Here is a 14,496-nt window from a genome sequence, read left to right on the forward strand (position 1 = left end):
CGGACGAGGTGGTCGTGGTAGGCCGGAGTGGGGCTCACCAGTGGGCGTCGCGCCACCGGACGGTGGCGGAGGCCTCGGGGGTGGGGGTGGTGTCGTTGGAGCGGAACGCCAGCTCGGTGGCGCCCGGCGCCAGACCGAACAACTGCTCGGGGGCGGAGGCGGAGGTGGCGGTGTAGAGACGGGAGGCGGTCCCGTTGAGCAGGACGGTCCCGGCCTCGGTGTCGACGCTCAGCACGTCCTGGGGGCCGAGCACGATGTCGTACTGGAGCTGCCGGCCGTCGGTGAGCCGGGTCAGCGTCGGGCGCCGCACCGGTCCCCGGAACTCGATCAACGGATGGGCCGTCGCCGAGCCCGCGTTGACGGCGGTGCAGGAGCCGGAGGCGTTGGCGCCGGTTCCGGTCGGGTCCGCGCCCCCCCAGTCCAGCGGCCACTGCAGGCCGAGCCCGCCCTCCCGGGCCTCCCCGGCCCAGAGCAGCCCCGGTTCGGAGATCGGCAGATGGGCGCGGGACTCCCGGAGCACGGCGCCGAAGCGGCGGGGGTCGGTGGCCGTCCACTGGAGGCTGGTCTTCGAGGCGCCGTGGACCATGTAGGACCGGTCCTGCGGTACGACCTTCCGGCTGATCCGGGCCCGTACGGCCAGGGTCTCCCCGTGCAGCCGAACCGCCAGCCAGTCCTCGGCGCCGTCCGCCCCGGTCGCGTCCCGGAACGCGGCGGACACCGCCAGGGCGTCCCCGGTGGTGCGGGGCAGCAGCCAGACGGTCGCTCCGACGAGCCGGGACTGCGCCCACCGCGCGCCGGGCCAGGCGCCGTGCCGGTCGGGACGGGAGACGTCGCCGCTGTCGAGCGTCGGCAGGTCGTCCCAGCCGGTGATGCCGGTGCGGTCGATCTCGTACGGGGTACCGGGTCCCATCAGCAGTCCGGCCCACTGGATCTGCCCGTCGCGGGTGATCAGTGAGCCGGGTGCGGTCTCGTAGGCGTTTGTGGCTGTGGTCTCGGCCATGAGGGGCCGTCACCTCGCTTCAGTCGTGGGGCGGTTGGGGGATCACGCCGCCGCCCCGTGGAGGAACAGCAGGTCGGAGGCGGTGGCGAGCGGGCCGCCGCGCCCGGCCGCGTGGTACGTGTGCAGCCGGGCCCGCTCCGGTGATCCGGCGGTCGTACGGTCCGGCCGCGGGCCCTCCTCGGCCGGGCGCAGCCGGTTCAGCGCGGAGAGCGGCTGGACGGAGGCGGCGCCTGAGCGGCCGGGGCCGGCGGGCTGGACGATGCCGCCCTCGGCGAGCTGCGGGATCTTGGGCAGGTCCACGCCGAATTTCTTGCCGGCGATGGAGAAGCCGAGCTTGTTGAGGCCGTCGATGACCCAGTTGGCGAAGGAGATCAGGGCCTTGACCGGCCCGGTGACGGCGGCCATGACGCCCTGCATGCCGGTGGAGACGAAGTCGCCCATGCCGCGCAGGGTGCGCGAGGTGGCGTCCCTGACCCGGGCGAACATGGCGGGGATGCGCCGGGTGATCCAGTCGAGGGTGGGCTGGATCAAGCGCCGGAAGCCCTTCCAGGCGCCGCTGACCAGCCCGGTCACCGCCCGGGTCGCCGAACCGACGGCCGTACGCGTGCCGTTGAAGCCGGCGGACAGGGCGGCACCGATCCCCTTGAGCACCGCGGTGATGATCGTGCGTACGGCGGTGAACTGCGCGGAGACCACCTTGGCGTACCCCCGCACGACGGGCCCGAGAAACTTCCCGATCGCCCGGAAGACCGCCAGGACCTGGTCGAAGACCTGCTTCATGATCTTCTGGCCGGTCTGCGAGCTGAGCGCGTACTCCATCAGGAAGCCCGCGAGCGGCACGATCAACCCGAGGACGAACCCGAACGGATTGGCCCGCATCGCCACGTTGACGGCCATCACCGCACCGGCGGCGACGGTGAGCGCCCCGCCGAAGAAGCCCATCAGCCCGGAGACCGTGCCGGTGCCCTTGCCGAGGATTCCGGCCGCGCCTGTGAAGGCGGTGGAGCCGGTGGAGAGGGAGCCGAGCGGCCCGGAGGCAGTCCGGGCCCCGCCGCCGCCCGTACGGAGCCGGGTCGCCGTGACCCCGGCCGTGCGGCCGGTCCTGGCCACCGACTTCCCGGCCGCGTCCGCCCCGGTTTTCAGCTGCCGCAGGGCCGGGTCGGCCGAGGCCGCGCCGCCCCGGATGCCGTCGGCGGCGGACCTGGCCCGGCCGACGTCCCGCAGGGCGTTGCGGAAGGAGGTGCCGGCCGCGCCGAGCTGGGTGCGGAAGGAGGCGAGCGGACCGGTCACACCGGCGAGCGGGCCGGCGCCCGCCCTGATCGCCGCCGTACTCATCCGCGCGCCTTGGAGAGGAACAGCAGGGCGGCGGCGGTCTCCTGGAGGTCGGCGGAGGACGCCTCGTAGTAGTGCTCGATCTGGAAGCCGGCGACGGCACCGGCCGTAACGTTGTGCGAGGCCGCCCGGGAGCGGCGGGCGGTGTGGCGCAGCAGCCGGTCCAGTTTGGAGAGCGGCAGGACGGCCTCGGCCTCACCGGCCTCCGCGACGATGGCGTGCACGCCTCCGTTGCGCGGCTGCACGATGCCGCCGGCCGCGAGCTGCGGGATCTTCGGCAGGTTGATGCCGAAGCTCTTGCCGCCGACGCCGGGGACCCAGCCGGGGATGGAGACCTTGATGCGGTTGAGCCTGTCGATCGCGGAGTTGATGAGCCGGATCACCGCGTTGACCGGCCCCTTCACCGCTCCCGTGATCCGTCCGAAGGCCCGGCCCGCGATGTCCTTGAGCCCGCCCCAGACAGCGGAGAGCCGCTCCCTGACCCTGCTGAAGGCCTGCGGGACGGTGGTGCGGATCCAGTTGACGACCGGGGTGATGATCTTCCGGATGCCGTTCCAGACGCTGGAGATGACGCTCCGGATGGCGTTCATGACCGTCGTGATGAGCTTGCGCCAGGCGTTGAAGTAGGTCGTGATGACGGTGGCGACGGCCTTGATGACCACGGTGACGGCCTTCTTGATGCCGCTCCAGACCGTCTTCATCAGGGCGCCGGCCTTGGTCATGATCGGCCCGACGGCCTTCATGACGGTACTGATGACCTTCCTGATCGCGTCGAAGGCGACCTTGAGCACCTTCTGCAGGGTCTTGGAGCGGGACGCCATGTCGACGACCCGCTCGATGAGCGGGGCGAGCAGCGAGAGCAGCTGCCCGACGATGTTCCCGCGCATCGACTTGTTGAGGCCGTTCATGCCCTTGGACGCCCTGTCGGCGCCGGACTTGAACGTCCCGATCCGCGTACCGCTCTTCTGCCCGGTCGTCCCGGCCTTGGCGAGCGACCGCTCGGCCTTGTCGGCGGCGCGCTGCATGGTGGCCAGCTCGCGGGCGGAGGTCTGGGCGGAGGCGCGGATCTGCTTGAGACCGGTGTCGCCGGCCCTGATCCTGCCCTGAAGGTCGCCTGCGGCCTTACCGGCACCGTCGACGTTCTGTTTGAAGCTCTTGAGGGAGCTGCCGGCCCGCCCCAGGGACTGCGCAAGAGACACGGTGGGCTTCTCCTTTCTCGCGTTTCTCACTGCTGGTGGAAGACTTGAACACGGGCCTTGGCGCGCGAAGCGGTACGGCCGGGTCGTCGTTCACCGGCCGTGTTCTCAACTCAGCGCGCGGACGAGGCTGTTGACGCGCGTCTCCAGTTGCCGGATCTGGTCCCCGGCCTCCCTGAGCCTGCGAGGGTCCGGCCCGCCCGCCTGCGAGGTGCCCACGGCCGCGACGTTCGCCCGCTGGTTCCGGCGGGCGGTGTCGGTGCCGTCGATCCGCCGGTGAGCGGAGTCCGCCCGGACGAGCGCCCTGTCGGCAACCTGCCGGGCCCGGCCGAGGTCACCGCGGAGGGCACCGACCTGGCGGCCCATGGAGGTGCTCGTGCGCTCGACCTTGGTCACGGCGCTCTCGGCGAAACGCCGGGCCCGGCCCACCGTGTCCCGCAGCGTCCCGGTCGTACGGTCCAGCGTCCGAAAGGAATCCGCGTGCCCCGAGATGCGGACGTCGTGCCGCGTCGACTCGTCCTTCAGCTTGTTGATCTCGAACTGCTGGCTCTCGGAGTCCGGGACGATGGACCTGACCAACGGCCCCAGGACGCGTCGGCCGTCGACGGCGCCGAGCGCCCACTGCCAGAAGAGGCCGGCGCCGGAGCCGACGAGTGAGGCGAGTGGACTCCTGATCAGCTCGGCGCCCAGCAGGCTGACCCCGGCGGTGGTCACGGCCAAGGCCTCCACATCCACCTTGAGGCCCTGCAGACTCCAGTAGAGCGTCTGGTGGGAGGACGTGAGGTCTTTCCAGTTGCGGAGCGGATGGATGGAATCGCGCAGTTCGGAGAACTCCAGCGGGGCGGTGCTCGCCCTGAGAGCGGCGATCTCTTCCGTGTGACGGGTGATGATTGCCGCCATACTGGCGGCTGACATGGCGGGCCCAGGCGCTACGGGCGGATCCGGTGCAATGGCCACGGTGTCTCCTTTCTGATGGTCGATGAGTTCCGGAGGGATCAGACGTGATAGGCCACATCTATTACGAATCGCACCCTTTGCCGTACCTCTTGATCGTGGTGCTCTGCTTGCCGATGGCCCTGGTGGCGCTCTGGATCGCGCTCCGCTGGGCCGTGCTCCACCGGCGCGGCGTGGCCGTCGCCGGCGATGAGCCCGGTCAGCGGTTCGGCGCGACCTTCACCGTGGACGGGGAGAGGTACGCGTGCCGTGCCGACCTCGGGCCGGGGAGCCCGCGAGGTGACGGGGACGGGGTCGGGCTGATCCTCTACGACCCCCGCAAGCCCCGGCGGAACGACGCTCAGTACAGCCTCCGGCCGTCACGGCTCGGCGGCTGCGCCTTCGTCGTCGTACTGCTCCTCACCGCGATCGTGTGGGCGGGTGTGCGGCTGGTCGGCTTCCTCTGAGGAGACGCTGGTCCGTCGGGACCGGATCAGGCGAAGAACCGCAGGAGTTCGGACCGGCTCGGCGTCTGCGCAGGGCCGGGCTCCTCGTCCGGCGTCTCCTCGGTCTCCGTACGGTCACCCGGCCTCGGCACCGCCACCGGTGCCTCCGGCGGATCGGAGTCCTCGTCCGTGTTGACCGAGGCGAACATCCAGTTGGCGGCGGCGAGGTGGTCCACCACCGCGGCCAGCAGGTAGTCGGTCACGGTCCACTCCGCGCCGTCCCCGTCGAGTTCGCGGGAGACGGCGCTGTCGCGCGGCATGTGCTTGACCAGCACCGCGAGCCGGCGGGAGGTCAGCCGGCCGCGGTGCCAGTCCAGCAGGTCCACGCCGTAGTGCCGCAGCAGGTCGGCTTCGAGGGCCTCGGCGTGTTCGGTGACGAACGCGTCGAGGCTCAGCCTTCCCCCAGGCCGAGCCCGGTCTCCTTGCCGTACGCCTCCAGGAGCGCGGCGATGTCCTGCATGGTGATGTCGTGGCGCTCGAAGCGGCCGAACTGCTCCTCGCCGAGCAGCAGCCGCAGCAGCCCGTCCACGTCGTTGTCGTCCAGCGACCGCAGCGCGGCGGCGGTGGCGCGGGTCAGCTCGGTGGGCAGTTCGAAGGTGTCGCCGTCCAGGTCGAAGGACCAGGTGCGGCCGAGCGCCTCCAGGCGCTGGGCGCGCGCCGCGTTCACGTCGAAGGAAGCCATGCGGTGTCTCCGTTTCAGGTGAGGTGAGGTGCCGGGGCGGGACCGGTTCGGACGGTCCCGCCCCGGCCGGTGGTGCGGGAGCCGCAGGTGTTACGGCGCCGGGACCGTCGGCACCGCGTAGGCCGGGTCCTTCATGACGAAGGTGGCCAGCGCCGCGCCGTCGCCCGGGGAGAGCGCGGTGAAGGTGACGCCCAGCTGCGCCGCGGCCTTGCGGGCGAGCTTGATGTCGTCGGTCGCGGTGACCTGGCCGCGCGGGATGACGAAGCGGTACGTGACCTCGGAGCCGTCGGTGAACTCCAGGCCGAGGGCGCGCTCGTCGAAGGTCGGACCGTCCGGCACGTCGAACTGGAAGACGTTCGTGGCGTCGCCGTCCTTGCGGATGTCCGTGGACTTGCCGCCGAGGAAGAAAGGCAGCGTGTCCTCGTTGAACTGGAGCATCGCGAACTTCAGCGTCAGGTCGCGGTCCGCGTAGACGAACCGCGCCGGACTGATGGACTGCCACGTCTCGACCGGGTCCAGCTTGTCCTTCTTGGAGAAGGTCACACCCTCGGTGGAGGTGTAGCCCAGGTCGGTCCAGGCCGGACCCCAGTCGGCCGCCGGGTTGTCGGAGAAGGCCTCCGGCAGCGGGGCGTCGATCTCGGCGACGAGGATGCGGCCGGTTCCGGCCACGCGGATCTCGGAGGCGTTGTTGCCTGCCATGGATGGCTCCTTGGGGGGTAGGCCCCTGCGAAGGGGTACCGGTGGATGGGTGTGGTGCGTGGGTGGTGCCTGGTGGTGGTGCGTGCCGTATCGGATACGGCAAAGGCCCCGCCGGAGGGGCAGGGCCTGGTCTGTGGGCGCGTACGGGCCGGTGTCCGTACGGGACTTGCGGGCGTACGGGCTCTCGGGGCGTACGGCCTCGAAGGCGTACGGACCGCGGTCGGAGGTGTACGGGACCGGTCCGAGGTGTACGGGGCCGGGGCCGGGGCCGGGGCCGGGGCCGGGGTGTACGGAACCGGCGTACCGCGTCAGCCGATGCGCAGCGAGACGCGCAGGACGCAGAGGTAGCGGTTGGCCGCCGGGTACAGGTACTCGGGCAGCCAGCGCGGGCCGTCCGACTCCACGACATCGCTGATCACGATGTTCGTCCCGTACCGCCGGCCGACCGCGGCGAGCAGTTCGGCCCGGGCGGAGTTGGCCAGGCGGTGCGCCGTGGTCTTGTCCGGCCCGTAGGCCTCCAGCTCGATCAGCGGCTGGTCCAGGTGGAGGTCGTCGATCCAGGCGCCACCGCGCCGGGAGACGATCACCGCCTTCTGTGTGCCGTCGAAGCCCGGCGGCGGAGTCTCGTCCACGACCGCGTCCGCCAGGTCGGCGCGCTCGGATAGAAGCTCCACGACGATGGCTTCCACGTCGGGGAAGGTGCTCGGAGGTGAAGTCATGGCAGGGCGATCACTCCTGTTCGCGGAGGTGGTCGGGAAGACGTCCGGCGAAGCGTTCGAGGCACGCTCGAAGGGCCGGAACTCGGGCGGCGGAGCTGCGCCCGGAGGGTGGGCGCAGCTCCGCCGCCGCACCAATTGTGACTGAGATCGTGCGAGCGCGCAACCCATTGGTGCGGAGGCGCAATTTCGCTGGGTGTGGCTCCGGTGCGGTTCGGGGGTCTTCCGCACCTCTCCGGTGCGCGGCGGGGCCTGTTCTCGCCTCCCGCATCCCTGCCCCCGGTGCGTTAGTCTGCGGTTATCGAACTGGCATTCGAGAGGCGGCGGTTCTGCAGCGGGAAGCGCCCGGACGAGGCGTGTGGAGCGAGGGAACGGGGGAGCGGGTGGACGGGAGTGAGCCGGTGATCAGTGCCCAGGAGCGGTTGGCCGATGTCATGGCTGCGGCGGTCGAGGTGGCCGCGGAGTCGGGGGAGTCGGGTACGTACACCGCGGAGGTCGCCCGTACGCTCACCGCCGTCGTCGGCAAGGTCGGCGCGAGAGTCGCCGTCGAGGCGGAGACCCGGGGGTTCCGCAGCGGCTGGGGCGAGGCGATCGCCCTGGTCTCCGGAGGCGCGGAGGGCGGGGCCCAGGTGCGCCGAATGGCGAACGCGGACGCGCCGGAGAAGTAGCCGGGGGGAGCATGCGAAGGCGGGAACAGTGAAGGAGGGGCGGCACCCGGTGGGGCCGCCCCTCCTTCACTGTTCCCGCCCGTGTTGTTCAGCGTGCCCTGGGCGCCTTGCGCCGGGCGGCCCGTTCCGCCGCGAAGACGTCCTCCAGCCGGAACGTGTGCGCCCGGCCCCGCCGACCCGCCGGGCTGAGATGGCCCAGCTGGACCCACTTGCGGATCGTCGCCGGGGTCACGCCCGCCTCGTGGGCGGCCAGGGCGCCGGTGACCAGGGTCGGGGCCGTGTCCGTCATCGGCTCCCCTCCCGCCGTGGGGTGTCCGCCGTCGACGCGGTCAGCTCCGCGAGATCGGCGCCCGACTCCGCCGCCAGCCGCACCCACGCACCCTCGCTCCACGCGTGCCGGTGCGCCGGATCCGTACGGCAGTCGCAGGCCCGGTGCGTGCAGCGGCAGGCCGGGTTGACGCAGAGGACCGCGCGGCGGGCGGGGAAGGCCCGCAGTGAGACCGAGCAGCACCAGGGGCAGCGGCCGCTCACCCGTACCACCGGTTCGGCGCCGCCCAGGGCCCGGGTGCAGCGCCGGGCCATCCGGCGGACCTCGTCCCGGACGTGTTTTAGGAGGACGTCGTCGGCGGCGGCCCGGTCGAGCAGCCCCGCGATACGCAGCAGCCGCCCGGCCACCTGTTCGCGGCGCGGGCGGGGCAGCCGGAGCCGGTCGTGGACGGCCTCGTCCAGCTCGATCACGCCATCCGTGATGTCCCGTACGGCATCGGAGATGTGCAGCCGGAGCGGCGAGGTACGGGCTCCGGACGGGGTGAGGCCGTGCGCCTGCTCGGTGCGCAGGGCCTCCTCGCGCTCGGCGCGGGTCGGGCCGGCCGGGGCCGGGTGTGCGCCGGACGGGGTCCCGCGCGGGGCTGAGGGGGAGCGGTAGGCGGGGGCCAGCTCGGTGAGCAGCTCCGGGAACAGGCGCAGCAGCAGCTCGATCCAGAGCATGGCGTCGGCGGTCACGGCGGTCACGGCGCTCTCGGCGTTCTCGGCGTTCTCGGCGTCCGCGGACAGACCGCCGGGCTTCCGGTCAACGGGCTTCCGGTCACCGGCCTTCCGGGGGACGGTCGGTGCCCCGACATCGGGTGTCCGTGTGTTCGATGCGGACGTGTTCGGTGTGTTCATGGCGATCCCTTCTCCCCGCACAAGGCGTTGCGAGTCCGCACCCTGGCATGTTGCGCGCTCGCACGCAAGGAGGAATCAAGGGGTCCGCCGCCCTTATCTCCACAGATTTTGCCCAAACGGTATGGGGAGGCGGGGTAATTCCTTGCGCGCAAGCGCGATAGTCTGATGACTGCTTCGGAGGGAGGCGAGTGCCCCATGACCACGGGCGAACTCGACAGCTTCGCGACCTGGATCGAGGAACTGATCCGACGGCGCGGCTTCGACATCGACAGTCCGCGCGGCGGCGGCAAATCCCGTCTCGCTGACGAGGCCGGGGTCCACCGGGCCGCCATCACCCGTCTCCTCCAGCGCCAGAGCATGCCCGACCTGGAGACCACCAGGCGCCTCGCCCGGGTGCTCCAGGTCCCGGTGCGCGACATGCTCATCCGCTCCGGCCGGCTCACCGAGGAGGACCTGCCGCTGCCGTCCGCGCCGACGGGCGCACCCTCGGCGGGCGGCCGTCCGCTCACTCTCGAAGAGGCCGCCGTGGCGCTCGGCGTCCCGGTGGACCAGCGCGAGATGTTCGTCCGGGTCGCAGGCCAGTTCCTGCCCGATCCGGCGGTCATCGCCGCCGAACGCAGGGCCCCGCTCGCCTCCGAGTGAGCCCGGGGCGGAGGCGGGTGCTGTCGATCTTGAAGCGGCCCCGCAGGCTCGCGCCCGGCCCTCCCCGCGGACCGGTCCGGCGGGTCGTCGGCTGACAGCGGTGTCCGGCAGTGCGGAAGGCGGCGGCAGTCCGGAAGTACGCTGTTTCCGTGCCTTTGATTGCCGGGGTCCGGCAATGGCTCGGAGGGGCGGCCACCAGGGGGCGCGGCCTGTCGGCGGTGGTCGGCGGCCCCGGTGTGCCGGGGTGGACGGCATTTGTTTTGACCCAGGTCCGTGAGGTAGGTACGCTCAAGCCTTGTGCCTGGGGTGTGCCTGGGCTCCGGTGCGTGTCCTCAACCGCACCGCGAGCTCGTCAGTGGCCACCGCAATCTGCGCCCCTTCTGCCCCTAGGGCAGGAGCCTGCAGTATTCGACACACCCGACCGCGTGGGTCGGTGATGTTCCAGGTTAGTTTCACGAACGGCACACAGAAACCGGAGAAGTAGTGCCTACGATCCAGCAGCTGGTCCGGAAGGGCCGGCAGGACAAGGTCGAGAAGAACAAGACGCCCGCGCTCGAGGGTTCGCCCCAGCGTCGCGGTGTCTGCACGCGTGTGTTCACGACCACCCCGAAGAAGCCGAACTCGGCGCTCCGTAAGGTCGCGCGTGTGCGTCTGACCTCCGGCATCGAGGTCACGGCCTACATCCCGGGTGAGGGACACAACCTGCAGGAGCACTCCATCGTGCTCGTGCGTGGTGGCCGTGTGAAGGACCTGCCGGGTGTTCGTTACAAGATCATCCGCGGCTCCCTTGACACCCAGGGTGTCAAGAACCGCAAGCAGGCCCGCAGCCGCTACGGCGCCAAGAAGGAGAAGTAAGAATGCCTCGTAAGGGCCCCGCCCCGAAGCGCCCGGTCATCATCGACCCGGTCTACAGCTCTCCTCTTGTCACCTCGCTGATCAACAAGATCCTCCTCGACGGCAAGCGTTCCACCGCCGAGCGGATCGTGTACGGCGCCATGGAAGGCCTCCGCGAGAAGACCGGCAACGACCCGGTCATCACGCTGAAGCGCGCGCTTGAGAACGTCAAGCCCTCGCTCGAGGTCAAGTCCCGCCGTGTCGGTGGCGCCACCTACCAGGTGCCGATCGAGGTCAAGCCCGGTCGCGCCTCCACCCTCGCTCTGCGCTGGCTCGTCGGTTACTCCCGCGCTCGCCGCGAGAAGACCATGACCGAGCGCCTCATGAACGAACTGCTCGACGCCTCCAACGGCCTCGGCGCTGCGGTCAAGAAGCGTGAGGACACCCACAAGATGGCCGAGTCCAACAAGGCCTTCGCGCACTACCGCTGGTAGTCGCTACCCCCATCGAGACCGAGAGAAGATTGAGCCTCATGGCCACCACTTCGCTTGACCTGGCCAAGGTCCGCAACATTGGGATCATGGCCCACATCGACGCGGGGAAGACGACCACCACTGAGCGGATCCTCTTCTACACCGGTGTGAGCTACAAGATCGGTGAAGTCCACGACGGCGCTGCCACGATGGACTGGATGGAGCAGGAGCAGGAGCGCGGCATCACGATCACGTCCGCCGCGACGACCTGTCACTGGCCGCTCAGCGATGTTGACCACACCATCAACATCATCGACACCCCCGGTCACGTCGACTTCACCGTCGAGGTGGAGCGTTCGCTCCGCGTCCTCGACGGCGCCGTCACCGTGTTCGACGGTGTGGCCGGCGTCGAGCCGCAGTCCGAGACCGTCTGGCGACAGGCGGACCGCTACGGCGTCCCGCGTATCTGCTTCGTCAACAAGCTCGACCGCACCGGTGCGGACTTCTTCCGCTGCGTCGACATGATCGTGGACCGCCTCGGCGCGACCCCGATCGTCATGCAGCTCCCCATCGGCGCCGAAGCGGACTTCACGGGCGTTGTCGACCTCGTGTCGATGAAGGCCTTCGTGTACCCCGAAGAGGCCGCCAAGGGCGAGATGTACAACATCGTCGACATCCCGGACAACCTCCAGGAGTCCGCTGTCGAGTGGCGCGGGAAGCTCCTCGAGACCGTGGCCGAGAACGACGACGCCATGATGGAGCTGTACCTGGAGGGCAACGAGCCCACCCAGGAGCAGCTGCACGAGGCGATCCGTCGCATCACCCTTGCGTCGAAGGGCAGCGCCGACTCCGTCACCGTCACCCCGGTGTTCTGTGGCACCGCGTTCAAGAACAAGGGCGTCCAGCCCCTGCTCGACGCGGTCGTGCGCTACCTGCCTTCCCCCCTGGACGTCGAGGCCATCGAGGGCCACGACGTGAAGGACCCGGAGAAGGTCATCGCGCGCAAGCCCTCGGACGACGAGCCGTTCTCCGGCCTGGCGTTCAAGATCGCGAGCGACCCGCACCTTGGCAAGCTCACCTTCGTCCGGATCTACTCCGGTCGTCTGGAGGCCGGCACCGCGGTGCTGAACTCCGTCAAGGGCAAGAAGGAGCGCATCGGCAAGATCTACCGCATGCACGCGAACAAGCGTGAGGAGATCGCGTCGGTGGGCGCCGGCGACATCATCGCCGTCATGGGCCTGAAGCAGACCACCACCGGTGAGACGCTGTGTGACGACAAGAACCCGGTCATCCTGGAGTCCATGGACTTCCCGGCGCCGGTCATCCAGGTCGCCATCGAGCCCAAGTCCAAGGGTGACCAGGAGAAGCTGGGTGTCGCCATCCAGCGCCTCTCGGAGGAGGACCCCTCCTTCCAGGTGCACTCCGACGAGGAGACCGGCCAGACCATCATCGGTGGTATGGGCGAGCTTCACCTCGAGGTGCTCGTCGACCGCATGAAGCGCGAGTTCCGCGTCGAGGCGAACGTCGGCAAGCCCCAGGTCGCGTACCGCGAGACGATCCGCAAGGCCGTCGAGCGCATCGACTACACGCACAAGAAGCAGACTGGTGGTACCGGCCAGTTCGCGAAGGTGCAGATCGCCCTCGAGCCCATCGAGGGTGGCGACGCCTCCTACGAGTTCGTCAACAAGGTCACCGGTGGCCGCATCCCCCGTGAGTACATTCCCTCGGTGGACGCGGGCGCCCAGGAAGCCATGCAGTTCGGCATCCTGGCCGGTTACGAGATGGTCGGCGTCCGCGTCACCCTTCTCGACGGTGGTTACCACGAGGTCGACTCCTCGGAGCTCGCCTTCAAGATCGCCGGTTCGCAGGCGTTCAAGGAGGGTGCCCGCAAGGCCTCTCCCGTGCTCCTCGAGCCGATGATGGCCGTCGAGGTCACCACGCCCGAGGACTACATGGGCGATGTCATCGGCGACCTCAACTCCCGCCGTGGCCAGATCCAGGCCATGGAGGAGCGCAGCGGCGCTCGCGTCGTGAAGGGCCTCGTGCCCCTCTCGGAGATGTTCGGCTACGTCGGAGACCTCCGCAGCAAGACCTCGGGTCGCGCAAGCTACTCGATGCAGTTCGACTCCTACGCCGAGGTTCCGCGGAACGTCGCCGAGGAGATCATCGCGAAGGCCAAGGGCGAGTAACTCTCCCGAGCTCACGCTTTAGGCTTGTCACCGGAGCCGGGCGGGCATGCGGCACAGCGCGCAAGCACTGTGCCGCATGCCCCCGGCACCGGCACCCCAGCAAAGATCACCTGGCGCCGATGAAGCAAGGCGTACAGATCCACTCAGGAGGACCCCAGTGGCGAAGGCAAAGTTCGAGCGGACTAAGCCGCACGTCAACATCGGCACCATCGGTCACATCGACCACGGTAAGACGACCCTCACGGCCGCCATTACCAAGGTGCTGCACGACGCGTACCCGGACCTGAACGAGGCCTCGGCCTTCGACCAGATCGACAAGGCTCCCGAAGAGCGCCAGCGCGGTATCACCATCTCCATCGCGCACGTCGAGTACCAGACGGAGTCGCGTCACTACGCGCACGTCGACTGCCCGGGTCACGCCGACTACATCAAGAACATGATCACGGGCGCGGCGCAGATGGACGGCGCCATCCTCGTCGTCGCCGCCACCGACGGCCCGATGCCGCAGACCAAGGAGCACGTGCTCCTGGCCCGCCAGGTCGGCGTTCCGTACATCGTCGTCGCCCTGAACAAGGCCGACATGGTGGACGACGAGGAGATCATGGAGCTCGTCGAGCTCGAGGTCCGTGAGCTCCTCTCCGAGTACGAGTTCCCGGGCGACGACCTGCCGGTCGTGCGCGTCTCGGCGCTCAAGGCTCTCGAGGGCGACAAGGAGTGGGGCCAGTCGGTCCTGAACCTGATGGCCGCCGTCGACGAGTCCATCCCGCAGCCCGAGCGTGACGTCGAGAAGCCGTTCCTCATGCCGATCGAGGACGTCTTCACGATCACCGGTCGCGGTACGGTCGTCACCGGCCGCATCGAGCGTGGTGTCCTCAAGGTCAACGAGACCGTCGACATCGTCGGTATCAAGACCGAGAAGACCACCACCACGGTCACCGGCATCGAGATGTTCCGCAAGCTGCTCGACGAGGGCCAGGCCGGTGAGAACGTCGGTCTGCTCCTCCGTGGCATCAAGCGCGAGGACGTCGAGCGCGGCCAGGTCATCATCAAGCCGGGTTCGGTCACGCCGCACACCGAGTTCCAGGCGCAGTCCTACATCCTGTCGAAGGACGAGGGTGGCCGTCACACCCCGTTCTTCAACAACTACCGCCCGCAGTTCTACTTCCGTACCACGGACGTGACGGGCGTTGTGACCCTTCCCGAGGGCACCGAGATGGTCATGCCGGGTGACAACACCCTCATGGACGTCGCGCTGATCCAGCCGGTCGCCATGGAAGAGGGCCTGAAGTTCGCCATCCGTGAGGGTGGCCGGACCGTGGGCGCCGGCCAGGTCACCAAGATCATCAAGTAGTTTTCGCTTGATCGTCTGACCTGGTAGCTCCGCACAGAGCACCGAGAAGGGCCCCGCACCTCGCAAGAGGTGCGGGGCCCTTCGTCATGTCCGAAGCCCTCAGGGGTACGG

The 14,496-nt window shown here is 69.6% G+C and carries 18 protein-coding genes; 8 read left to right on the plus strand and 10 right to left on the minus strand.

Going from position 1 to position 14,496, the window contains the following annotated elements; translation table 11 throughout:
• Window positions 1-34 precede the first annotated feature (34 nt).
• The 4 genes from AMK21_RS13750 to AMK21_RS13765 all read right to left on the minus strand — a co-directional run bounded on the left by AMK21_RS13750 (window position 35) and on the right by AMK21_RS13765 (window position 4,428).
• Complete coding sequence (locus tag AMK21_RS13750; RefSeq protein ID WP_073877592.1) at window positions 35-1,000, minus strand: phage distal tail protein; 966 nt, start codon at window positions 998-1,000, stop codon at window positions 35-37.
• A 42-nt stretch (window positions 1,001-1,042) separates the two neighbouring features.
• Window positions 1,043-2,335, minus strand: coding sequence for a tape-measure protein (locus AMK21_RS13755; protein ID WP_073877594.1), 1,293 nt, complete (start codon window positions 2,333-2,335; stop codon window positions 1,043-1,045).
• Window positions 2,332-3,531: a phage tail protein gene (locus AMK21_RS13760; RefSeq protein WP_073877596.1), complete on the minus strand. Its 1,200-nt coding sequence runs from the start codon at window positions 3,529-3,531 to the stop codon at window positions 2,332-2,334. The genes AMK21_RS13755 and AMK21_RS13760 overlap by 4 nt, the downstream gene beginning before the upstream one ends.
• 105 nt (window positions 3,532-3,636) lie before the next feature.
• Window positions 3,637-4,428 carry a hypothetical protein gene (locus AMK21_RS13765; protein WP_073877599.1) on the minus strand — a complete coding sequence of 264 codons (792 nt, stop codon included), beginning with the start codon at window positions 4,426-4,428 and terminating at the stop codon, window positions 3,637-3,639.
• 134 nt (window positions 4,429-4,562) lie between these two features.
• Between AMK21_RS13765 and AMK21_RS13770 the strand changes: the two genes are divergently transcribed.
• Entirely contained in the window at window positions 4,563-4,928 is a 366-nt protein-coding gene (locus tag AMK21_RS13770; protein ID WP_073877601.1) for a hypothetical protein, read from the plus strand.
• A gap of 26 nt (window positions 4,929-4,954) precedes the next feature.
• On the opposite strand, the gene AMK21_RS13775 is transcribed toward AMK21_RS13770, so the two are convergent.
• From AMK21_RS13775 to AMK21_RS13785, 3 genes are all read right to left on the minus strand, one after another.
• On the minus strand, window positions 4,955-5,293 hold the full coding sequence (locus AMK21_RS13775; RefSeq protein ID WP_073877603.1) for a hypothetical protein: 339 nt from the start codon (window positions 5,291-5,293) through the stop codon (window positions 4,955-4,957).
• Between the two features lie 65 nt (window positions 5,294-5,358).
• On the minus strand, window positions 5,359-5,649 hold the full coding sequence (locus AMK21_RS13780) for a hypothetical protein (RefSeq protein ID WP_019765136.1): 291 nt from the start codon (window positions 5,647-5,649) through the stop codon (window positions 5,359-5,361).
• 90 nt (window positions 5,650-5,739) lie between these two features.
• A complete protein-coding gene (locus AMK21_RS13785) occupies window positions 5,740-6,348 on the minus strand; it encodes a phage tail protein (RefSeq protein WP_073877605.1) in 609 nt (202 codons plus the stop codon).
• A gap of 45 nt (window positions 6,349-6,393) precedes the next feature.
• Between AMK21_RS13785 and AMK21_RS34860 the strand changes: the two genes are divergently transcribed.
• Window positions 6,394-6,696 (plus strand): hypothetical protein, encoded by a 303-nt coding sequence (locus AMK21_RS34860; RefSeq protein WP_143194863.1) that lies wholly within the window; start codon window positions 6,394-6,396, stop codon window positions 6,694-6,696.
• Here AMK21_RS34860 and AMK21_RS13790 read toward each other — a convergent pair.
• Entirely contained in the window at window positions 6,657-7,067 is a 411-nt protein-coding gene (locus AMK21_RS13790; RefSeq protein WP_053559776.1) for a hypothetical protein, read from the minus strand. The two genes, AMK21_RS34860 and AMK21_RS13790, sit on opposite strands and share 40 nt — an antisense overlap.
• Window positions 7,068-7,465: 398 nt before the next feature.
• Here AMK21_RS13790 and AMK21_RS13795 point away from each other — a divergent pair, with 398 nt between their 5' ends.
• Window positions 7,466-7,732 carry a hypothetical protein gene (locus AMK21_RS13795; protein ID WP_374194642.1) on the plus strand — a complete coding sequence of 89 codons (267 nt, stop codon included), beginning with the start codon at window positions 7,466-7,468 and terminating at the stop codon, window positions 7,730-7,732.
• 88 nt (window positions 7,733-7,820) lie between these two features.
• Here AMK21_RS13795 and AMK21_RS13800 read toward each other — a convergent pair whose 3' ends face one another.
• The gene (locus tag AMK21_RS13800) at window positions 7,821-8,021 is read right to left on the minus strand and encodes a hypothetical protein (RefSeq protein ID WP_073877610.1); all 201 of its coding nucleotides are present in this window, start codon (window positions 8,019-8,021) and stop codon (window positions 7,821-7,823) included.
• Window positions 8,018-8,896, minus strand: a complete 879-nt coding sequence (locus AMK21_RS13805) for a hypothetical protein (protein ID WP_073877612.1) — start codon at window positions 8,894-8,896, stop codon at window positions 8,018-8,020. The genes AMK21_RS13800 and AMK21_RS13805 overlap by 4 nt, the downstream gene beginning before the upstream one ends.
• A gap of 195 nt (window positions 8,897-9,091) precedes the next feature.
• Between AMK21_RS13805 and AMK21_RS13810 the strand changes: the two genes are divergently transcribed.
• The 5 genes from AMK21_RS13810 (at window position 9,092) to tuf (ending at window position 14,385) form a co-directional block, all read left to right on the plus strand.
• Complete coding sequence (locus AMK21_RS13810) at window positions 9,092-9,538, plus strand: helix-turn-helix domain-containing protein (protein WP_073877614.1); 447 nt, start codon at window positions 9,092-9,094, stop codon at window positions 9,536-9,538.
• Window positions 9,539-10,021: 483 nt separating this feature from the next.
• Window positions 10,022-10,393 (plus strand): 30S ribosomal protein S12, encoded by a 372-nt coding sequence (gene rpsL, locus AMK21_RS13815; protein WP_003948652.1) that lies wholly within the window; start codon window positions 10,022-10,024, stop codon window positions 10,391-10,393.
• A 2-nt stretch (window positions 10,394-10,395) separates the two neighbouring features.
• On the plus strand, window positions 10,396-10,866 hold the full coding sequence (rpsG, locus tag AMK21_RS13820; protein ID WP_007445917.1) for a 30S ribosomal protein S7: 471 nt from the start codon (window positions 10,396-10,398) through the stop codon (window positions 10,864-10,866).
• Between the two features lie 38 nt (window positions 10,867-10,904).
• Window positions 10,905-13,034, plus strand: a complete 2,130-nt coding sequence (fusA, locus tag AMK21_RS13825) for an elongation factor G (protein ID WP_073877616.1) — start codon at window positions 10,905-10,907, stop codon at window positions 13,032-13,034.
• A gap of 157 nt (window positions 13,035-13,191) precedes the next feature.
• Window positions 13,192-14,385: an elongation factor Tu gene (gene tuf / locus AMK21_RS13830; RefSeq protein ID WP_015610719.1), complete on the plus strand. Its 1,194-nt coding sequence runs from the start codon at window positions 13,192-13,194 to the stop codon at window positions 14,383-14,385.
• The last annotated feature ends 111 nt before the right edge of the window (window positions 14,386-14,496 follow it).

Source organism: Streptomyces sp. CB00316 (assembly GCF_001905595.1).
Taxonomy (GTDB): domain Bacteria; phylum Actinomycetota; class Actinomycetes; order Streptomycetales; family Streptomycetaceae; genus Streptomyces.